Genomic DNA, 21388 nt, shown 5'->3' with positions numbered 1-21388 from the left:
GCAATAGGCAATAGGCAATAGGCAATAGGCAATAGGCAATAGGCAATAGGCAAAATGGGAGTGGATTCTATCTTTTTTAGTTAATTTCAATAATATACAGTTTAAATGTAAAAAATTTTAGCTTAAAAGTAACAACTAAAAACTAACAAATAACAACTAATAAAAAAAATAACTATGAAACAAATCATGTTTGTTTGTAAAAGAAATTCCTGCCGCTCTCAAATGGCAGAGGGTTTTGCTAGAACCTTAGGAGAAGGGAAGATTTCTGTTACTAGTTCTGGACTAGAAGCAAGCCGAGTTCATCCTACGGCAATTCAAGTCATGGATGAAATTAATATAGATATTACTGACCAGACGTCTAATCCTTTAAAGGATTTCAAGGCTGAAGACTATGATGCTGTAATTTCCTTGTGCGGCTGTGGTGTTAATTTACCAGAAGCCTGGGTATTACGAGATGTGTTTGAAGATTGGCAGCTTGATGATCCTGATGGGCAACCACTAGAGACGTTTCGCCGTGTCCGAGATGAAATTAAAGAACGAGTAGCTAAGTTAGTGGAAACCTTGAGCTAATTAGTTGGTTTACAGTTGATTTCAAGGACTTATAAACAGCCTATTTATCTAGTGATTATTTGATACTTTACATTACTATTACCTTCCGGAGGATTTTGGATAAAATCAAATAAATGGTGAGCTAACTCTAATTTAGTGCAGCGATTAATCTGTTGATGCCGTCCTCTGTTATCAATCAAAATGGCTTGGTTGGTATCACTGCCAAAACCAGCATTTGGTTTGTCAACTGGGTTAGCTACAATGGCATCCAATCGCTTCTTGTTTAATTTTTGTAACGCAGGCTTGATAATATCTCCAGTCTGTGCAGCAAATCCAACTAAGTACTGATGGGGGTGTTTCAGTCGTCCCAATTCAGCTAGGATATCTGGCACTGGTTTTAAAGGTAGAGCAGCAGGAAGTCCATGCTTCGGTATCTTCATCTCCTGGTAGATTCCAGGGGTTACATCTGCTACCGCTGCTGCCATCACAATCAAATCAGCATTGGGAAAATTGGCTAGCATCGCCCGATGCATCTCAGTAGCACTCACTACTGGAATTGTCCGGATACCCATCGGTACTTCCCAAGTAGCTGGTCCATGAACTAGGGTGACAACTGCTCCCCGATTTCTGGCAGCTTGGGCTAGGGCTAGTCCCATCTTGCCTGTGGAGGGATTCCCAATAAAGCGTACTGGATCTATATATTCCCGAGTGCCACCAGTACTGATTAAGACTTGTTTACCGGTTAAGTCTCGTTTGCCACCAGTGTAGAGCAGGGATTGGATAGAGGCGATTATCTCCTCTGGTTCTGCCATCCGTCCTGCACCAATGCGATCGCATGCTAACCGTCCTGCCGTTGGACCAACACTATGATACCTGGGGTCACTTAACAGCTGTTGCCAATTTCGTTGCACTGACTGCTGCTTCCACATATCTGTATTCATAGCTGGTGCCAACAAAATAGGGCAACTAGACGCTAGAACCGTATTGGTTAGTAAGTTATCTGCTAAGCCATAAGCCAACTTACCTAGGGTATTAGCCGTCAGAGGAGCAATCACCAATACTTCTGCCCATTCCCCTAATTCAATATGCACCGGGCGTTCGTGCTTTGCTTGCCAGAATACGTTGTCTGTATAAGCTGGATGGCGAGAGAGGGTACTTAGAGTCAAAGGAGTGATAAATTTTTCAGCTCCCTGGGTTAGAATTACCCTTACTTCAGCCACCGCCTTAAATAGGGTAGAAACAACCTCACAAACTTTATAGGCAGCGATGCCCCCACATACACCAATTAAAACTTTTCTACCCTTATTCACGCCTCGTCGTAAGCTTCCATGTCCAGTAAATAGAGATAGGGTTGTGCTAACTCTGGACGCTGAAACGCCAGTGCCCGCAGTAGATGCCAATCTTTGAGTCCTTCAAATGCGCCAGAGTAATCATCCAGCTCTAGACGTGCAGCCAACTTGGCAACGTCCTCTGCACTGAGAGCTGAAAGGTCACGTTGGGAAATGGTCGTAGTTGCCATTGCTCACGCCTCTCTTGGTTAGCTTTTTTGTTAACAGTTGTACGTCTTCGACAACTTTACTTCTATTATCCCTATTTAGTGACACGACTGACTATAAATAATACCAGCTTTAGCGTGAAGTATTCATAAATTTTTTGTTAGTTTTTAGGGGTCATTTGTATGGAGGCTTACTATAGAAATACAAATTATCCACAAACTAACTATTATTAGGTATTTATAATTAGTCAGTTTTAAAGCCCTGGCTCTGATTGGGTGGCACAGATTTTTGGCAATAGCGATCGCTCTTCCCAAGTGCTCCCCAGTCTCCAGCAGTTGTATTTAGCTGGACTAGTGCTGATCGTTGCTTCATTAGAGATTTAGCATGCTACGTCTCTACTTTTTCGTCACTAAGGAAATTTAAAGGAGATTTATCTGACGGGTAACCGGGCTAGGATCCTCATGATTTGGTAATTATTCTGACTTGTGGTACAAAAAAAACGGTCTCAATTATCAACAAGACCGCTTAATCCAAAAAATGCTGACTCAATGTATAGTAAGTCCGGAATAGCAAAATTTTTATCGGGATACACTACTTGGAAAGCCCGATCACTTACCAAGTCTATAACTACTACATGGACTTAGGACATCATACTATTGCTTAAAAGGGAAAGGGGAACGAGTAACCTCATATCAGTCAAATATCTTAAATTATAACCCTAGGGCGTTTGTTAATTAGCAATTACCAATTACTAGTTACTAATTACTAATTAGTAATTAGTAATTTTTGGGAGAATTGCTAACAGAAAATCTCCCATCTCTTGCCAGAATAGACCCACTCTCAACCAGGTAAAAGTTTAAGGCTTAACGAGCTTTCTTTTCTGCCCTTGACCCTTGTTTGGCAGCAATTTCCTGGACCAAAATATCAAACGCTTTAGCATACTGAGCATCATCCAAGGTGCCAACTTTGTCACGATTTTTCTGCAAGTCCTTACGCTGTTCATCCGAAAGCTCAAACACAATATCTGGTTCAATTCCGGACTTATTAATATCGCGACCACTAGGGGTAAGATACTTAGCAATGGTTACTGCCAGACCTGAGCCATCTCCAAGCCCTCGGACGGATTGAACTAAGCCCTTACCAAAGGTCTGAGTTCCTACCAAAATGGCACGTTGATTGTCTTGTAAAGCACCCGAAAGAATTTCGCTAGCACTGGCTGAACCACCATCCACCAGTACGACTAATGGTTTATCAGTCAGAGAGCGATTAATTGCTTTCTGGTATTCGGATTTGCCGATTCGATTAACTGTTGACACAATCGTACCGGAATCAAACCACATCCGAGCAATTTCAATGCTGGCATAAAGTAGCCCCCCAGGGTTAGAGCGGAGATCTAAAACATAGCCACTAACCTTCTGTTCTTCTAACTTTCGGATTGCTTCCCCCATCTCCTTTGCGGCGTTAGCACTAAATTGAGAAAGGCGAATGTAGCCGATGCCATAACCATCTGAAGTTTCCCGATAGCTATACTTTACAGGGTGGATTTCAATCCTAGCTCGTGTAATCGGATAGTCAACTACCTTTTGGCCTCGCTGAATGGTCAAAGTCACGGAAGTCCCTGGCTTGCCTCGGATCAGTTGTACTGCATCGTTGACATCCATACCTTCGGTACTCTTGCCATCAATTTTGATAATGATATCCTTTGCCAGGATTCCCGCTTTAAAAGCTGGGGTATCCTCAATAGGGGAAATCACCATCAACTTTTTTGTTTCCTCATCCAGGGCAATCTGAATACCTACACCAGTTAATTCCCCAGAGGTATCAATCTGCATATTCTTGAACTCTTCGGGATCCATAAACCGGGTGTAAGGATCGTCCAAGGGTTCTAGCATTTCCCGGATTGCCTTGTAGGCTTGTTCCTTGCTACTGTAAGACCGATTCAGATAATCTTGGCGAACTTCTTCCCAATCAACCTGGTTGAAGGTAGCATCTACATACCTGCGGTTAATAATTTGCCAAACTTCATCAACTAGCTCCTTAGGACTCTCGCGAAAGAAAGCCTGACTTTGAGATAGATGAAGACCAGCTCCTGTAACTGCTACAGTTGTTAGGACTACTGCTGTCGCACCAAGAACCAGGCCACGTTTTGTAATTACCATAATCCTTTCGCTTAAGGTCGGGAAACTAATGCAAAGGAGCTAAGCTAAATCTAACGAACGGGGATGTCAGACAGCTCCTATGCAAATCAATCTGAGACTGACACCCCCTTGTTCAATTTTGGGTAGTCTAACCCTTTTAAGATACCCCTATGGCTATAGCCTTTTAGGGGTCATCTGTGTTGTTGATTAGGGTCATGAGGATCTTATTTATCCATACTAACCTCATTAGCTAATCACGCCATCATACCACCACACCACACCACCATAATCCCATCTAGCTAGGATTTCAAGAAATAAACTATCCTTACTAAGGATAAGGAAGCTGGGGGTATCAGTCCCATATTATTAATTTTCCTCCCACCCAACTTCCCCTCCGGAAAATTATTGTGGTCATTGGTTTTCATCGTTAGTTGTTCAATGATTACCCATTCACCATTTTCCAGTCTAACATGACCGCAAAAGACCTACTAATTATTCTATTTGATATGGCTGTTTGTGATCAGCTGACAAAGTTGGCGATCGCTTTCTCTGACTTCTGGGTTGTTTTGGAGATAATTTCTGAGCCAGTGGCAGCTTTTATCTAGTAGATCGTCTAAATTCAAATTCCAAATTGCCACTGTACCATCTTCACTAGCCACTGCCAAGGCTGTTCCATCATGGCTCCAGCTAAGATTTGTGACGCGATGCTCACCAGCTTTCAAGGTTTTGATCAAGGTGTCGTCGAAGCGCCATAGCTGAACCTGGTTGTCCCAGCTGCTGGTTGCCAAAATTGTGCCTTTGGGGCTAAAGCGGACTTTGGCCACACTATCAGTATGACCTTTGAGGGTTGATTGTAAAGTGCCATCTTTGCGCCAGAGTTTCACTGTGTTATCATAACTCGCTGTTGCCAAGAACTTGTTGTCGGGTGAGAAGCTGACATCCAAAACCCAATTGCGATGACTTGGTAGTGTTTTCAGAAGTTGCCCATCAGCACTCCACAGCTTTACAGTTTTATCATCACTGGCCGATGCCAATCGCTGACTATCCTGGCTAAACTTAACTGCATTAACCCGCTCACTATGACCAGTGAGGGTATGAAGCAATTTACCAGTGCGATCCCAAATTTTGACTGTCCTGTCCCGACTGGCAGACGCGAGTCGCTCCGAGTCAGGACTAAAACTAACATTCAATACCCAGTCCTGATGTCCCTTTATTGTTTTAATCAAAGTACCGCTACGATGCCAGAGTTTCACCGTACCATCTCGACTACCAGAGGCAATTAGCTCACCATCAGGACTGAAACTGATGCTGTAGACTCGATCTTGATGCCCTGTTAAGGTTTTGAGCAGGTTTCCGTTGCGATCCCAAAGCTTAACAGTTCTGTCATTACTAGCTGTGGCAATCTGTTGAGAGTCTGGAGAAAAGGTTACATCCTGTACATCATCCTGATGCCCTCTTAAAATCACGTGAGACTGATTAATACTACTCCAGAGCTTGATAGTTTTATCGTGGCTGGCTGAAGCCAGAATTAGTTGGTCAGTTTGAGGGTTGGATGGTTGTAGAGGGATATGGGACTTGCTGTGAGCTAGGTTGTATTGAGAACTAAAAGGTTTAGTAGGACGGAAACTGACAGCACTAACCCCATCGCTGTGTCCCTTAAACGTGTTTATTAAAGTGCCTTCAGGGTTCCATAGCCGCACTATATTATCATCACTGGCAGAGGCAATCAGCTGACCATCAGCACTGAAAGCAACACCATTAACCCATCGCTGATGCTTGGGAAAGGTTTTGATTAGCTTGCCATTGGCACTCCACAACTTTACCGTTTGATCATCGCTAGCGGAGGCAATTAACTGACCATCAGGACTAAATACGACACAGTTAACCTGAGCGCTATGTCCTCTAAGAGTATTTAGCAATTTTCCCGTTTGACTCCACAGCTTAATCGTGTTATCCGCACTAGCAGAAGCAATGATCTTGCCATCTCCATTAAAGCTTACCGACCGCACTACACCCCGGTGACCGGAAAAGGTTTTAATTAATTTGCCATCAACGGTCCATAATCGAATTTTCTTATCTTTGCCAGCTGCAGCAATGATCTGGCCATCTCGACTAAAACTGACACTGTATATATGACCGGCATGAGTGGTAATTGTTCTGACTAGCTCGCCAGTTTGACGCCATAGTCTGACTGTGCCATCCCAGCTACTAGAGGCAATTAACTGACTATCTGGACTAAAGGATACGGTGGTTACACTATCAGTATGACCTTCTAGGGTTTGGATCAACTTGCCATCAGGATGCCACAGTTTGACCGTTTTATCGCGGCTCGTGGAGGCAATAAACTTACCATCTGGGGAAAAACTGATGCTGGAAACAATATCACTATGTCCTTCGAGTCGATTGTGTTCAGAAACTGAATACACTGCCTGGGACAGAGCTGTGATTACTTGTAGACGGGTATCTGCCTCTACTGTTCGAGATGGTAGATATTGCTGCTCTTCCTGTTGTAGTTTTTTTGCCGCTCTTAACCCTTCGAGCAAAGCATCAAAGGTTTTATTGGACACGAAAAGAGCTTCTGAAGAGGCACTCAGGGCACTAAGCATAGCATTGATTCGTTGAGCTTCGGCTCGCCATCTCAAGCCACCATTGGTCACTGCTAAAAGTGCCATCACTGTGCTAATGGCCATGGCACGCAGTCGTTGTTTACGAACCCGCAACAGTTGACTCTCACTTTGTTTTAGCCGTACTCTAATATTAGATTGGGTACGTTGCTTATATTTTTGACGAATCGGTAGAACTAGATAATCATGAATCAGCTGATATCGGTTTTGTGGTGTTTCTGGGACTCGGAAGACTAAACCGGAACCGACCAAAATTTCCAAAATCAAGGGGATTTGAGTTAGTGTGGAGTTGTCCCAATTGGACAGTACTAACTCAGCTTGAGTTTTCAACGGACGGGTACCTCGTTGATCGGTTAAGGAGAATAAAACTTCCCAGACGGCATCTTCATTCTCTGGCCCACAATCATAAATAATTTGGGAAAGCGATCGCTCGACTAGAACTGTCTTGGGGTCATTTCCCAATGCTCGGTATCCTTCAAGGGTAGTAATTTTTTCCGCTTGTAGCTGAGCACCCACGACTTGTAACTCAATTAAGCGCACCACTCCCGTATTGGTGACTAAATCCTTTACCAGTGCCTCGATTAGAGCAGGTTCTAACTTAAACTGAGATACTGCTGTTAAGCAGTGAATAACGTTTTTGGCATTCTCTGGGGACAGATCCCCTAAGTGATAACGCAGCTTCTGATCTAGGATATTGTTGTTAATGACACTGAGATCCTTAAAGCGCTCAAACTCTAACAAGTAATGTAGATAATCTTCTCGCATAGACAAGATTATTTTTACAAAGGGGAGATTCAGAGCCTGGGCTAAAAAATCATAAAACTGATGCCGTTGCTCTAAGTCGGTGGCAAGGAAAAAAAATTCTTCAAACTGGTCAAAAATCAGGACGGTTAATAAGTTGTGCTGGGAACACCGATACAACTTATCCAGAATTGCTTTAAGGGTTAAATATTGTTCACCGTAGGGGTTGGAGTCGGGTAAGTTGTTAGCCGTAGGCGTTCTTTTCCGGTAGGTTGTTAGCCGTAGGTTTTCCCTTCCGGTAGGTTGAACGGTTAAAGGTGAAACGTTGGCATCTTTAAACTTGAAGACTACTGTACTTGCTAATTCAAGGTCTAGACGTTTTTCCAGCTCACCGAGCCAATTCCTGTAAACGGTTTGCACCACCGTCAAGGTTTGTCTAGCACCAATAATTCTGGAGCTAAGTGCAGGAACTAAACCAGCATTAATCAGGGAACTCTTGCCAACCCCAGAAGTCCCATGAATCACGGTTAGTTTGTGGTCATTGCGGCTAATCCGTTCGAGCAGGCCGTTGACATCGGTTTGACGTCCAGAGGCTGAAATTTCTAGGGCTGATGGACAAAAACCTTTCTTGGTAATCGTTGCGTCAGTTTCTCGACTTGCCCCGACACTCTGTAAGGGAGCCATACCAGCAAAGGTAGAAAACCTAAACTGTTGTTCTATCAAGCGTTTTTGTTGCTTAAGTTCAAACCCTCGTTGGTATGCTTTTTGCTCAAAGTAGAGCGTACGCAATTCCTCCAACAGCTCCATGAACAGCTGAGGCTGTTGCTGTAGAGGGTTGGGCTCCATAGTTTTGAGGTTTATGGCTTGTTCAAGATAATTAATCGCAGATTTTGGCTTGCCCAGCTGGCGCACAGATCTAGCAGCTAGCAGCAGATAGGAACCTCGGTGGCAAAACTTTTGAGCGTTGAGAGTCGGCTGAGATGTCTCCAGAGTGCGCACAGCTGTGAGGGCTAAGTCTATAGCATGGTTCCAATTCGATTGCTCATAGGCAACTGTTGCCAAAAAGCCATAGGCTCGAGAGAGCTGAACTGGATTATCTTGAGTGTGATTTGCCAGAAACGCTAGCGCTAAAGCTTCTAATTTTGTCCAATGTTCCAGGTGTTGTAGGACTTCTCCCAATTTTATGGTCAACTGAGCCACCAAGTCCAAGCGTGCTGTTTTAGTAAACAGGTCAATGGCAGTACAAAAGTTTTTCTGGGCTTGCTCCCACTGATGGCAACCGATGGAGTCTTGTAACTGGGCTTGACGGCAATAGCACAAGCCAATGTGATGGAACACTAAACCAAGCCGTTCTAAACCTGAAGGGGTGAGGGGGGGATGAGAGAAGGGGGGGATTGATTGGTTAGTTTGCCCAAGACGTTGCTCGAAACATTGAGCTGTGTCCCTTTTGCCTTCTTTTGTCTTCCTAGAAGCTCTACCTAGGATAGTTTTACATGCTTTTACCGGTTTAACCTGTTTATAGTGTTCATCTGAATCGGGAGCCTCACTGCCGAAGCAGCCGCCCCATTCTTCTATTTCCTGCTGCCAAAAATTTAGACTCTGCTGATAATGCTCCAAGGCCAGATTAATCTGGTCATTTTCAAAGGCATCTCGCCCGAGAATAAAATGCTTGCTAGCTAGTAGCACAGAATCTACGCTGATGTCATGAGATTGCAAATCCTGTAATGCCCACTCAAATTCTTGGCGTTGGCGGCAATCGGGAGCCAACGAAAGCACCTTGTTGGGCAAAAACTCTCCCAAGTCTCTAGCCAAAATATTGGCAAAGATTTCATCTGCCGTTTTATAACATAAAGCGAGTAATTGGTCAATAGTAAGTTCAAACCGAATCGAGGTAGTAGCCCAATTTTTAAGATATGGAGCAAGCCTGATCAACTTTTGAAGTCCCTTGTCAGTTACCCATACCACTAAGGGACAGGTTAAGCATTTGGGCAATTCATCTCGCACCTGGTTAGCTGAAAGTAGTACCTGGTTGATGCCATCAACTAACTCTAGACCCGATACCATTAGGGCAGATGTTGTCCCATACTGTTGGGTAGTAAAGATATTACTAAATAGAGTTTGACTAGACTTGTTACAAACTAGCTCACCTATGGTGAGCTCTGTAATTTCTCGGACGTACTGCCATATTTGCTTCCTAAATAACTCGTAGTTGCATCGCACCAAAATCAGTGCAAATTCTCCTTGGGAGAACATTATTGCCCGGGATAGGGTTAATAGAGAACGAGCACTGTATGGGGCTAGTGTTTCTGGGGGATTTTGCTGCTTCATGTCACTAACCTTTTGACCCCTACTGGTAGAAATTCCCTATTACTAGGGTGATTTTCCCTCTAGATAGTAATCTTACTATCAGAACTTATCGGTAAGTATGGGTTTTTACTTATAAAAAACCACAAGCATAATCAGGCCTTACTCCAGAAAAACGTCTATCATAAGTACCTTGATAAATAGTTCAGTAATTACTACTACTTAGTTTATAAATATATTTAATTGAAATACTGAATAGCAATGATAAATTCACTTATTGAGCCTCAAGTCCATAGCGTCGATATCAGTGATTTCCCGGAATTTTTATGATTCTATAGTGGGGTGGAAGTATAGGGTTTATAAATGAGATGTAAAGCTGTATGGTCTTTTTTTATTGTGCAATACAACTCCAAAGCTCTTTCTGCTCTTGACTTTTGCCTCTTGTATGCCAGCCAATTTCTGCAATACATGTGTTTACAACCCAGATACAAACCCCCTTCTAACTTCCTAGACGAAAATAGGTAAAACAGTTAAACTATCAAAACTTCCGCAAAACTGGGCACCAAACTCTAGGTGTAGGCGCGCGCCTGAGTCCCTGCTAAAGTTACTGCCAAAGTCCTGACTAGATCGGTTTTTAACTCAATTAGGGACAAAATTTAGTCTGGCTTAATTTTCTAGAACACCCTAGACCCTGCTCCCTGCCGCCTAGACCGTACACCCCCTTCTTTGGCAAAATCCCTTGGAAGCCAAGGGATTTTAACCTTGTCACAGAGCTAGAGACCGAAACTTTTCTGTTTCTGCTAACGCTGGGTTGATCCCAAACCAGCGCCCTTGTTCATCTTGGTATTCATACACAAACATACTGCGCAACAAGGTTTGATATTCTTGTTCCCCCTTGACGGACTGCTGTTGCACGACTTGAGATAGCAACTTCCACTCTTCCTCTTCAACAGCCAGAGTCAAATCATCTCGGTATCCCTTAATCACACGCTCTAAACAACTCCTGGAAAAGGGCGGGTCTTCCTGTTGCAAACAGTTATAGAGCAACCCTAACAAGTTACGGACATGACCCCCACTAATGCGACACATCCGGTCGAGGGTTTCTGGGCTATCAAATACTAGTGGAATCAAGTTTAGCCGCTGTTGAGGATCAACCATTGGAAAAGCTCGGGCTAGCAATAGCTGTCGCAGCAGTGCCATACCTTCTGGATAGTCACGACCATCCCGTAACTGTATGGGCACCATGGGCAAAATTTTGGGAGCCACACCACCACCGACTCGATTTTTGAGAGTTTCGTACTCGTTGGAGAACATTAAGGACAAGGGTAGAGTGTAAACCACATGGCAGTTCAAACGCCTTAACTGAGTACCACGGTCGATAAACAGATACTCTGGCTGGGAGCGACCTGAAGCCATGGAGCGATTATCAACTCGGTCAAGATTATCAATAATCACCACCAAACCCTTTTTGCCAAGCAACTTCAGCTGCTGAATCGCTGATTGTAAAATTTCTTCGTTGATGGCATTCAAAATGCTTTGGGTGCGGGGTTCTAGGTGCTGTCGTAGCAGTTGGCGTTGCTGAGGACTGTCTTTACTTCTGGCTGTAATCTTGGCAATGCCTACCGAAAATTCCGCTTCTGTTGAAAACTCGATAGGAGTTTGCAAAAAGTCTTTGATTTCATTAAATAATTTACTAAAGTAACTCGGTTTGAGCTGTATGCTGATCGCTTCTAGGCTTTCACAGACTGACCTAGCGATGCTGAGTAAAATGTCACTAACATCAACATCTACCATGTCTAGGTCTTGAGAGGACTCAAAATAAACAACATGAAATTGCTGCTTTTCCAACTCGGCTTTAAGTCTTAACAACTCAGTAGACTTACCACAGCCAATGTGACCAGTAAACAATTGACAGGTAGGTTCATCTGGTGACAGACGGGTAATCGTTCGTCCTAAAGCTTCGATAATCTTTCCTCCCCTGACAGCGGAAAAATCGATATAGTATGGATGGTCTTCCGGATTACCCATATCTAAGGTTTTAGCTGGGTTACACGCTTTGAAAAATCTTGGTAGATGCAGTTCCATAAATGAACCTCCCACTCCCTGTGGTGATGGTTATGGTTTACAGAAGGCGGTTATAAAGCCCACTCCTTTAACAGGGTGAGATAGAAAGCGTCGCCAGTAAATAGTCTTTTGTAAAAGACTAATCACTAATCACTGGCCCATCCCACGACTAAGGTACGTGGGATGAGTTAACTATAGAGGACTGCTGCCGGCAGCAATGCCAATTCCTATCAGGCTGATGGAACCTGTTAAGTATAAAACGTGGGAACCTAGTAGTGGTTAAATTAAAAAAAGTATTTGGTGCTCAGTCAGGAATTGCAAAGTTCAAACCTTGTCGTTACCCAGATTTTTGGGTAGATTGGCGTGAAGCGATCGCAAATTGCGCAAACGCCCACGCGCCAATTGTCAAGCTTACTTCAAGTCATAAATGTACTCTGTCGATTGATCGGTAGTAGATGACCAACATCGCATCAGTCTCTCAATCACAATTGTCTAATCGACGCAAACAAATGCGACGGACACGCCGGATTAAGTTTTATCAAAGGATTTGGCGTACACTTTTGGTGGGCGGTATGGCTGGAAGTTTACTCTGGGCAATAACTTTACCAGATTGGATGATTCGTCACCCAGAACAAATCGAGATTCAAGGGAATTATTGGCTTTCTGCTGAAGCGATTCGCTCCCTGCTGCCTTTATCCTATCCCCAGTCTTTACTGCAAGTACAACCCCAAGTCCTTGCCGAGTTTCTGGAGTCTGAAGCTCCTATTGCTTCGGCTAATGTTAGCCGTCAACTCATACCACCAGGATTGACAATACAAATTAGAGAGCGTCAACCAGTGGCTATTGCTGAGCAGAGTAAACCCGAAACCAGAAAAAACAAAAACTCTACCCCAACGTTGGGTTTAGTCGATGAACAAGGGATCTGGAGCCCCAAGAGCAGTTACGAACCACTCTCGGCCAACCTGAAGTTACCGAAGTTGAAAGTGATTGGTAAAAATTCCGTTTATCGTCCTTACTGGTTCGATTTTTATCAAGCTGTGAGTCATTCGGCTGTCAAAGTTTTCGAGATCGATTGGCGAAATCCAGGCAACTTAATTCTGAAAACCGAGTTAGGAAATGTACATTTAGGTCCTTACAGTGAAAGCTTCCCCACGCAACTGAGAGTTCTAGACCAGATGCGAGAATTGCCGAAGCGCACACAAAAAAGCCAAATAGCTTACATTGACCTGCAAAACCCAGACTTACCATCGATTCAAATGATCACAGACCATGACAGTGTGGAATCCAGAGTTAAATAAGGATAAGCGTTGAAGGTCAGACAGGTGTAAATCCCTACTCTGACAGTTAAACCGAGGTGATATTTCCAGCAACCTATGTTTTGTTTGAGGTCAGTTATCGGGTATAGAGCCAGCCTTTGCCAGGGTCTTTGGTTTTTCAATCAACTTACTCTATAGTTAACTCAGACTGCTACATATAACTTATAAAGATAAAGATAAACACTTACCCTCACCTCTTGCAATGACGCTTAATAGTAAACTAGGGCTTGCTGCTCAAAGTTCTAAAATCATCGCAGAAGCAGATCTTTCATTAGGATCTGACAATACACATCCTTTTAGTAACTCTGTATTACAATTCGGTCAAACTTATGATTCTAATCGCATACCCAGGGAAGAAACTAGGAGTGACAATATCGTGCCAGGTAGCGTTGCAAAAATCAAGGTCATTGGTGTTGGCGGGGGTGGTGGTAACGCAGTTAACCGCATGATTGCCAGTGATGTCAGTGGAGTAGAGTTCTGGTCAATTAACACAGATGCTCAAGCACTAGCCCAATCAGCAGCACCCCAGCGCTTACAAATGGGGCAGAAGTTGACCCGAGGGTTGGGAGCAGGAGGTAACCCAGCCATTGGTCAAAAAGCCGCTGAAGAATCCCGGGAGGAAATTGCTCAGGCTCTAGAAGACACTGACCTGGTTTTCATTACTGCTGGAATGGGGGGTGGCACTGGCACAGGAGCTGCCCCGATTGTAGCAGAAGTTGCTAAAGAGATGGGTGCTTTAACCGTGGGAGTGGTCACTCGTCCATTTACCTTTGAAGGACGCCGTCGTACTTCCCAAGCCGAGGAAGGAATTGCCGCTCTGGGGAGTCGAGTCGATACCCTAATTGTTATTCCCAATAATAAACTCTTGTCAGTGATTTCAGAACAGACTCCTGTTCAAGAAGCATTTAAAGTAGCTGATGATATCCTGCGTCAGGGGGTGCAAGGGATCTCTGATATTATTACTATTCCTGGCTTGGTAAATGTGGATTTTGCCGATGTACGAGCGGTGATGGCAGATGCTGGTTCGGCTCTGATGGGCATCGGGATGGGTTCTGGAAAATCCCGAGCTAGAGAGGCAGCAGTAGCCGCCATTTCTTCTCCTCTGCTGGAGTCTTCTATTGAAGGGGCTAGAGGGGTAGTTTTAAATATTACTGGTGGCAGTGATCTGACCCTCCATGAAGTGAATTCAGCAGCAGAAACGGTTTATGAAGTGGTTGACCCCAATGCCAATATCATCTTTGGAGCAGTAATTGATGATAAGCTCCAGGGTGAAATTAGAATTACTGTGATTGCTACGGGATTTACCGGAGAAGCCCAGTCTGCACCTAAATCCGTGGAAACTCCCCTGAATCGGCGACCAATTGCTCCTACACCGATGCCCCCTACTCCCAAGGTTGAGCCTAAGAGTAGACCAGGATTAGATATTCCAGAATTCCTGCAACGGCGTCGTTTTCCCAGAGGACCAAAGGAGTAGAAAAAAACTGGCACAAATCCAGATGGCATTGAAGTAAAGCTTTCGCAACCTATAGCCAAGGCAAGACTGTTGTCGCTTCCCTTGGTAATTGCTGGTTTTACTACTAAGCGTGAAAAATTTCCTAGACATTGCTCCATTGTCTGAACCCATGGGAAACTTTTTTCGGTTATCACTATCAATAGGGTGAATCAACCAGACTATGCAGCGGGAGTTTTTGTTGACTATCTCCCTAGCTTTGAGCCAACAAGGGCTGCCCACAGATTAAAATTTCAACTATTCTTGCCTTGAATGAAGTTTAGCTATACTTATGACTTCTAATCACCGAACCAACCCCCCTATGCCCAAATCCAGTAGCGATCGTTACCCTAGTTCAACATCGGCAAACAAATCGAATACATACTGTCCGTCAGTACCAATTTCTGTATACCGGGAACTAGCAGCTGAGTTGCAAGCAACACAGGCGATGTTGGACTCTCTCCATTCTCAAAACCAGCATTTAGTTAAACAACACCAGCAGCTGCGACAGGAAGTTAAAAAAGTTATTAATTCAGCTCTGCATCTACAGCAGGTGATCAATTCCTTAGAACCAGTGAGTCCAGCTGAAGTCAATCGAGCTCAGCCAGTAAAGCCGCCGGAACCCCGTCAAGCTCCACCAATTCCATCCCAGCGCACCGCTACAACTATCCCAGGGGGTGAATTTTCCCCACCTCAGAGGAAACCTCAAACCCCTTCATCTTCCTATAGAGAAACTTTAGTGATTGAACAACAAGACAATCGCTCCCTGCGAAGTTCCCAATCAGAAGCAGTCTCATATGTCAATGGCTGGGTGTTGGTTATAGCCATCTTGGGAATTGTCTTGAGCGCATTTGGTGCTGGCTTTTTAGTGGTGAAACCGATACTAGATAGTAATCGTTGAACCATTGTGCTGCTTGATTAATCGATTAATGGCGGGTTCTTCGAGATTCATCCGCCTAATCTAAGCTTTTACTAAACCTCGGCTGTATTTACCGCTATTTTCGCTTCCGCATTGCACCATTAACTAGAAAATTACCATCATTACTGCCAAGGTAAATCAGTTTTTAGCAGTTAATGGCCAAGTGTATAAAGCTTGCCAAGGTCAATTGTGCCGATAAAATTGGCTGATATCCGAATTTGTTTACTCAGATCAACTCCACAGTCATTAGTCAGTGGTGAAGGGCAACAAAACACCTGCTCAACCTGAGTTCGAGATTAGCGATCGCTCCATGAACGAGTAACGGATAGAAGATTTGGGCAACTAGGGTAGATTAAGGCTTTCAGCGTCAGGTTGAACTCAGGTTAACATTCATTCTTATGTCTAACTCATAACAATGAATTTTAGCAGAGTGAGTATTTAATGGGAAGTAGAACTGGTCCTACACAGCAAGGCATGGTCTAGATTGGTTGTGAGTGCTCTCTTCACCTGAGTTCGAGATCAGGGTACACTCCAGAAAAAATCACGGTGCGCGCCTCCAAGGGCGTGAGCAATCCCTCGCGCCCTTGGGTCGCACTGCAATGTACTAAAACAACATTGATATCGGTAGCCATAGTTTCTTAGGAAGATCTTCACGAACAGACTTACATCTGTTAGGGATTCAGCAAGGGAACAGGGGAGCCAGGGTGGTCTTGGGGGAAACCCTCACTCGCCCTTTGCATCAAGAATGGATTTAAGAAACACGAACCGGCAGCAAATCCATCAACGATAGGGGTTTGACAAAGTGTTTCTGCTAGAGATGGGTTTGAATTGATCGGGACACAACAACAAGGTAAAACTCATATCAATGACCAAAATGGCAAGCAGTTCTCAGAAAGAGGATTTACAATGAACTATCAGGTTTCTATGAGTATGAGCGTGCAACTGTGATTCCCTATGACTTTCTAAAAGCGATCGCAAATGAACACGGTGTATCTAAAGCCGAGCTGGAGGTTGTGGCTTTGGCGATGGAGGGTCAATCGACAAACGCGATCGCAAAAACCCTTGACATTAGTGAACATGCAGTGCGCAAAAGACTCAGCGAGGTCTACAAAAAGTTTCCGATATCGGGGACAGGGCCTGTAAAGCTAACCAAACTGCAACAGCTGCTGGTCAATCGCTATCAGACTCATCTAGAAACCCAGGATATCTCCTCTAACTGCAGAAGCTATACCCCTATCTCTACTGTCCAATCCTCAAATCCCAAGCAGATGGATTGGGGTGAGGCACCAGATGTTTCTGTTTTCTATGGTCGCACTGAAGAACTACGCCAGTTAGAAACATGGATTGTTAAGGATCGTTGCCGATTGGTGGCACTACAGGGTATGGCAGGGATTGGTAAAACCACCTTGTCAGTGAAGCTGGCTAAACAAATTCAGGATCAGTTCAAGTATGTCGTATGGCGTTCCTTACGTCAGGCACCCCGGTTAGAAGATATCCTAGCAGCACTGTTCCAATCTTTATCTAGGCCCCTAGAAACTGTAGGATATGAAACAGCAGGAGGGTTAAACCCACTCCCTAGTTCTAAAACTGCCAAGGAGCTTATCTCCCAACTAATTGAGTACTGCCGTCAACACCGTTGTTTGATAGTCCTCAACGGTGCCGAATCTATTCTACAGATTGGTACACTTGCCGGCATCTACCGAGAAGGGTATGAAGGCTATGGTGAATTCATCAGACGCTGGGGAGAAGAACCCCATGAAAGCTGTTTGTTGATTACCAGTCAGGAGAAACTCAGCGAAATTTCGTTACAAGAAGGAGAGACTTCACCTGTGCGTTCCTTAAAACTTGAAGGTTTAGGGGAAGCCGCTCAGTATATTTTGCAGGAAAAAGGATTGTCTGGGCAGAAAAACTGGAACTATTTAATTAAGGGGTATCGTGGCAATCCCTTGATGTTAAAACTTGTTGCCATAACCATAAAAGAAGTTTTTGATGGCAGTGTGACCGATTTTTTGGCAACTACCCTATTTACCCATGACGTTAGTGACTTTATCGAAGAAATCTTAGATCGGTTATCAGATTTGGAACATAAAATTATATATACCATGGCTAGTCACAAAGAACCTGTAATCCTAACTCAATTACAGGATGAATTACTGGAGATATCGCCTCAGGAATTACTCAGGGCTCTAGCCTCCTTGAGACAGCGATCCCTAGTGGAAAAATCTGAAGGCGGGTTCACCTTGCCTCCTGCAGTCATGGAAGTTACTAACCAATTAATTGCTGAGCGAGAATAGTCAGAAGATACCGGTTTACTAATTTTTTTTAACTATTAATAGTTAAATTTTATAACTTGGTGATATCGATTCCAGTTAATCAATTCGTATTGTCGTCAATTATAAATTGTTAATGGTCTACGGTCAATTAACAATTGACAATTAATAACAATTAACAATTCAGAAACAACCAAGAATGATAAGTATGAAATTGAACATGATATGACTCAAAAGGGTTTCTAGGCTTTAAATACAATAGCTGGATCAATACGAGTCACCTTTTGGATAGCGAACAAACCCGAAGTTACACACATTACCACAGTTATGCCAAAAACACCTGTTGCAGATACTGGCGTGATCAAAAGGATAATTCCTTTTGATTTAACCCACACACTCAACCCCCAGCAAAGCAGCATACCAGGCACATAACCAAGAACAGCCATCCACAATGCTTGTTCGACAATAACACTATAAATAAACCGATCCGGTGCGCCCATCGCTTTTAGGGTACCAAACTCTTTGATATGGTCAGAAACTGAGGCGTAGAGAATCTGAGTGACAACTACCATGCCAACAATCACTCCCACAGCAGCACCTAGACCCAATACAAAACCAAGACCTGTTCGCACCTGCCAGTAATTTCGGGTCCTGCGTGCCATTTCAACCTTTGTATAAGCACTAGTCCCGGGTAAAGCAGCTTCTAAATTCTGTTTGAGTTGCTCAAGATCCTGCCCTAGTTTAGCCTTTACCATGATATAGGTAATGGGGTCTGTCAAGGTCAAAGGTGTAGGTTCAGGAATCTCCGACTCATCAGACTTATTCAAAGACTTTGACTTTTCGTAAATAGTGGTACACTGCAAATTATCTGAAGATTCTACAGTGCAGTTAAGCTTAGAGGTATAGCTTGTGTTGATATAGGTATTGGCATTTTCTAAGGAAGCAAATAAGAATGGGCTAGCGACAAGGGATTGACTCTCTGTGGTTAGGCCGACCAATCGAGCAGGCAAGAAGTTAACCGTAGCAGTATCACCGATATCTGTCACATTGAGCGTCGGTAATCTGCTTTGATCCACCATAACCGTGTAAGGCTCCTTAAGGGTCTTCAGTCTACCCCGAGTGATTTTTCCGGGTTGGAACAGTGTTCCCCCTAGGTCAAATCCAATCAACTTAACAGGACTGGTATCTCCCTTAAGAGGACGCCATCGACCTGACCCCATCAGTAGTGCTTCTGCTCGCTCTACACCTTTGACTCGTTGAGCCTGATCCAGCTGATTCTTTAAAAGTGGCTCGGTTAGCTCAAACTGAACCATTCGCTCAGAACTTACCCATATATCTGCCTCCGACCCCTCGATCAGAAGAACTGTAGAGCGAGTGAACCCGTTGAGCAGACCAGTTTGGATTGTGACTAGGCTAACGGCAAACATAATTCCTGCTTGAGCGACCAGAAAGCGAGGGATGTCTGCCCAGAGGTTTTTGCGAGCAATAGAGACCATAGAAGATGATGCCGAGAGAACTTTTAAGTAATATCACGTCCGAGAGCTTAGAAATTGTAAGGTGTGGGTTTTTGGTAATTGTTATTTCTTCCAACCTTGGTACGAAGAAGGCCTGATCCCAAGCGTCAGCCACGAAAACTAGTCTATGGGCTGACTCTATGGGCTGACTCTTTTGATTGAAAAAGCGCGTCCTTCACTGAATAGGGCAAGGGTTTTATAGTCGTAGCGCATCCTTGGTGAATGCTTACAGTCAACCTCATAAAGGCAGTGTAGCTCATAGACTTTTAATTAACTAACACTAACGAGCCAGTAAATTTTTGTAAATCCCTGCCAAGATGGCAACATGGCTCAGTGGTAAAAGTGATACATTTCAGTAGTTTTCTGGCATAGAAGGTCATAAATAATCAAAAACTTTCGTCAATGCGTAAATACCCCATAGTCTCTGTCGTGTAATTTGTGTAAACTCACGGATACCTCAACCTTATAAAATTCTGTAGCATTGAGCTAGCAGTTACCTGATCAATCATATTTTACTTGTGCATCTCGGTGAAAGTCTTTAACTGTTCCCGGTGTTTTTTCTTGCCTATGGTTAAGAGAGCCTCTTCCCAATTGGCAAATCCCATCCGGTAATAGGCAACACTAGGACAATGAGTTTTGCTGACAACGGCAATCAGGTAAACCAAAGGCAATGATGGCGATAGAACAAAATTATCCTCTAATTCCAATCAAAGAGTTTACTTCCGTCAAACAAGCTGGGTTGTTTGAAATTTTGAAGCAGCCTCGGTTTAGCGGTCAACTCATTCTAAGTGATCCTAGTAAACAAGAATGGATATTTCACATTTATATGGGTCGCCTGATGTACGCTACCGGAGGAACTCATCCAGTCAGACGGTGGCGTAGAAACCTACTCATTCACTGTCCTCAGACATCTGCTCAGCTTTCATCACTGCAAGACGATCTAGCTAATACCAATTGGGAAGATGTCAATGTCTGTTGGGACTATCATTTGCTATGCCTATGGGTAGATCTGCACAAGGTTACCCGTGATCAAGCTATCAAAATGATTCAGTCTGTCATGGTAGAAATACTTTTTGATGTTACCCAAGGGATGCAGATCACCTATCAAATCAAACCAGATTCATCATCATCATCATTCTTTAAACCACTGGTCTTGATTGACGCAGAGCAAGTCATCCATGAAGCTGATCAACTTTGGGAAGCTTGGCAAAGTGCTCGTGTAGCAGACCGCTGCCCTAATCGGGCACCAATAATCAGGCAGCCCGAGCAACTGAGAGTTAAAACATCCCCTCAGGCTTATCAAACTATGACCAAGCTGTTGAATGGACAATATACCCTACGAGACTTGGCCATACTAATGAAACGGGATGCTAGGGCAGTTACTCTCTCCATTCTGCCTCACCTGCAATCAGGATTAGTCGAACTGATAGATATTCCGGATTTACCTGCTCCAGTTTCGCTACCTCCGAACGAAACATCGGTAAAAACTGTTCCTGAGCAGAAACCTTTGATTGCATGTGTGGATGATAGTCCCCTGATCTGCCAAAGCATGGAAAAAATTCTTACCTCAGAAGGCTATCGCTTTGTGGCTATTAATGATGCACTTAGGGCGATCGCTACTTTGTTAGCTACTAAGCCAGAGTTGATATTTTTAGATCTGGTCATGCCAAATGCTAATGGTTATGAAATTTGTGGTCAATTGCGTAGGCTCTCCTTTTTCCGCAATACTCCGATCGTAATTTTGACCGGTAACGACGGCATCATCGACCGTGTGAGAGCTAAGATGGTTGGCTCCTCAGATTTTATGAGTAAACCCATCAATCCTGAAGAGGTATTGAAAGTTATCATTAAACATCTTAAACAAGTTAATTAGAATTGACTAGATAGCCGAAACTTGAGTATTTACAAAAAAATACCTTTAAACACTTGCTTATCTGCTTATAATTTTATAGTTATTTAAAAAA

14 protein-coding genes are annotated in these 21388 nt (G+C 43.7%); 6 read left to right on the top strand and 8 right to left on the bottom strand.

Annotated elements, in window-relative coordinates:
* The first annotated feature begins 174 nt into the window (after positions 1-174).
* The gene (gene arsC, locus AC4II3_RS05345) at positions 175-570 is read left to right on the top strand and encodes an arsenate reductase, glutathione/glutaredoxin type (RefSeq protein WP_293047623.1); all 396 of its coding nucleotides are present in this window, start codon (positions 175-177) and stop codon (positions 568-570) included.
* Between the two features lie 44 nt (positions 571-614).
* Here the strand turns inward: arsC and coaBC are convergent, their stop codons facing one another.
* The 6 genes from coaBC to AC4II3_RS05315 all read right to left on the bottom strand — a co-directional run bounded on the left by coaBC (position 615) and on the right by AC4II3_RS05315 (position 11937).
* A complete protein-coding gene (gene coaBC, locus AC4II3_RS05340) occupies positions 615-1859 on the bottom strand; it encodes a bifunctional phosphopantothenoylcysteine decarboxylase/phosphopantothenate--cysteine ligase CoaBC (protein WP_488008004.1) in 1245 nt (414 codons plus the stop codon).
* Entirely contained in the window at positions 1856-2068 is a 213-nt protein-coding gene (gene isiD / locus AC4II3_RS05335) for a protein IsiD (protein ID WP_070393300.1), read from the bottom strand. Before isiD ends, coaBC begins: the two co-directional genes overlap by 4 nt.
* Before the next feature lie 220 nt (positions 2069-2288).
* Positions 2289-2417, bottom strand: coding sequence for a hypothetical protein (locus AC4II3_RS05330; RefSeq protein ID WP_488008006.1), 129 nt, complete (start codon positions 2415-2417; stop codon positions 2289-2291).
* Between the two features lie 491 nt (positions 2418-2908).
* Positions 2909-4204, bottom strand: coding sequence for a carboxyl-terminal processing protease CtpC (gene ctpC, locus AC4II3_RS05325; RefSeq protein ID WP_488008008.1), 1296 nt, complete (start codon positions 4202-4204; stop codon positions 2909-2911).
* 476 nt (positions 4205-4680) lie between these two features.
* The gene (locus AC4II3_RS05320) at positions 4681-9876 is read right to left on the bottom strand and encodes a WD40 domain-containing protein (protein ID WP_488008010.1); all 5196 of its coding nucleotides are present in this window, start codon (positions 9874-9876) and stop codon (positions 4681-4683) included.
* Positions 9877-10617: 741 nt separating this feature from the next.
* Positions 10618-11937 (bottom strand): P-loop NTPase fold protein, encoded by a 1320-nt coding sequence (locus AC4II3_RS05315; protein ID WP_488008012.1) that lies wholly within the window; start codon positions 11935-11937, stop codon positions 10618-10620.
* Between the two features lie 434 nt (positions 11938-12371).
* Between AC4II3_RS05315 and AC4II3_RS05310 the strand changes: the two genes are divergently transcribed.
* The 4 genes from AC4II3_RS05310 (at position 12372) to AC4II3_RS05295 (ending at position 17934) form a co-directional block, all read left to right on the top strand.
* Positions 12372-13214, top strand: a complete 843-nt coding sequence (locus AC4II3_RS05310; RefSeq protein WP_488008014.1) for a cell division protein FtsQ/DivIB — start codon at positions 12372-12374, stop codon at positions 13212-13214.
* 220 nt (positions 13215-13434) lie between these two features.
* Positions 13435-14706: a cell division protein FtsZ gene (ftsZ, locus tag AC4II3_RS05305; RefSeq protein WP_488008016.1), complete on the top strand. Its 1272-nt coding sequence runs from the start codon at positions 13435-13437 to the stop codon at positions 14704-14706.
* Positions 14707-15043: 337 nt separating this feature from the next.
* Positions 15044-15622 (top strand): hypothetical protein, encoded by a 579-nt coding sequence (locus AC4II3_RS05300; protein ID WP_488008018.1) that lies wholly within the window; start codon positions 15044-15046, stop codon positions 15620-15622.
* 962 nt (positions 15623-16584) lie between these two features.
* The gene (locus tag AC4II3_RS05295) at positions 16585-17934 is read left to right on the top strand and encodes a helix-turn-helix transcriptional regulator (RefSeq protein WP_488008020.1); all 1350 of its coding nucleotides are present in this window, start codon (positions 16585-16587) and stop codon (positions 17932-17934) included.
* A gap of 218 nt (positions 17935-18152) precedes the next feature.
* On the opposite strand, the gene AC4II3_RS05290 is transcribed toward AC4II3_RS05295, so the two are convergent.
* The gene (locus AC4II3_RS05290; RefSeq protein ID WP_488008022.1) at positions 18153-19406 is read right to left on the bottom strand and encodes an FtsX-like permease family protein; all 1254 of its coding nucleotides are present in this window, start codon (positions 19404-19406) and stop codon (positions 18153-18155) included.
* 530 nt (positions 19407-19936) lie between these two features.
* A complete protein-coding gene (locus tag AC4II3_RS05285; RefSeq protein WP_488008024.1) occupies positions 19937-20089 on the bottom strand; it encodes a hypothetical protein in 153 nt (50 codons plus the stop codon).
* A gap of 5 nt (positions 20090-20094) precedes the next feature.
* On the opposite strand from AC4II3_RS05285, the gene AC4II3_RS05280 reads away from it, so the two are divergent.
* Positions 20095-21297 carry a response regulator gene (locus tag AC4II3_RS05280; RefSeq protein WP_488008026.1) on the top strand — a complete coding sequence of 401 codons (1203 nt, stop codon included), beginning with the start codon at positions 20095-20097 and terminating at the stop codon, positions 21295-21297.
* The last annotated feature ends 91 nt before the right edge of the window (positions 21298-21388 follow it).

The organism is Moorena sp. (assembly GCF_982860115.1).
This window is presented reverse-complemented; position numbering and strand designations above follow the sequence as displayed.

What these genes read in the sequence shown, in the direction of transcription:
- arsC (WP_293047623.1), top strand. Translation starts at nt 175, where the DNA reads ATGAAACAAATCATGTTTGTTTGTAAAAGAAATTCCTGCCGCTCTCAA.
- isiD (WP_070393300.1), bottom strand. Translation starts at nt 2,068, where the DNA reads ATGGCAACTACGACCATTTCCCAACGTGACCTTTCAGCTCTCAGTGCA.
- AC4II3_RS05330 (WP_488008006.1), bottom strand. Translation starts at nt 2,417, where the DNA reads ATGAAGCAACGATCAGCACTAGTCCAGCTAAATACAACTGCTGGAGAC.
- ctpC (WP_488008008.1), bottom strand. Translation starts at nt 4,204, where the DNA reads ATGGTAATTACAAAACGTGGCCTGGTTCTTGGTGCGACAGCAGTAGTC.
- AC4II3_RS05320 (WP_488008010.1), bottom strand. Translation starts at nt 9,876, where the DNA reads ATGAAGCAGCAAAATCCCCCAGAAACACTAGCCCCATACAGTGCTCGT.
- AC4II3_RS05315 (WP_488008012.1), bottom strand. Translation starts at nt 11,937, where the DNA reads ATGGAACTGCATCTACCAAGATTTTTCAAAGCGTGTAACCCAGCTAAA.
- AC4II3_RS05310 (WP_488008014.1), top strand. Translation starts at nt 12,372, where the DNA reads ATGACCAACATCGCATCAGTCTCTCAATCACAATTGTCTAATCGACGC.
- ftsZ (WP_488008016.1), top strand. Translation starts at nt 13,435, where the DNA reads ATGACGCTTAATAGTAAACTAGGGCTTGCTGCTCAAAGTTCTAAAATC.
- AC4II3_RS05300 (WP_488008018.1), top strand. Translation starts at nt 15,044, where the DNA reads ATGCCCAAATCCAGTAGCGATCGTTACCCTAGTTCAACATCGGCAAAC.
- AC4II3_RS05290 (WP_488008022.1), bottom strand. Translation starts at nt 19,406, where the DNA reads ATGGTCTCTATTGCTCGCAAAAACCTCTGGGCAGACATCCCTCGCTTT.
- AC4II3_RS05280 (WP_488008026.1), top strand. Translation starts at nt 20,095, where the DNA reads ATGATGGCGATAGAACAAAATTATCCTCTAATTCCAATCAAAGAGTTT.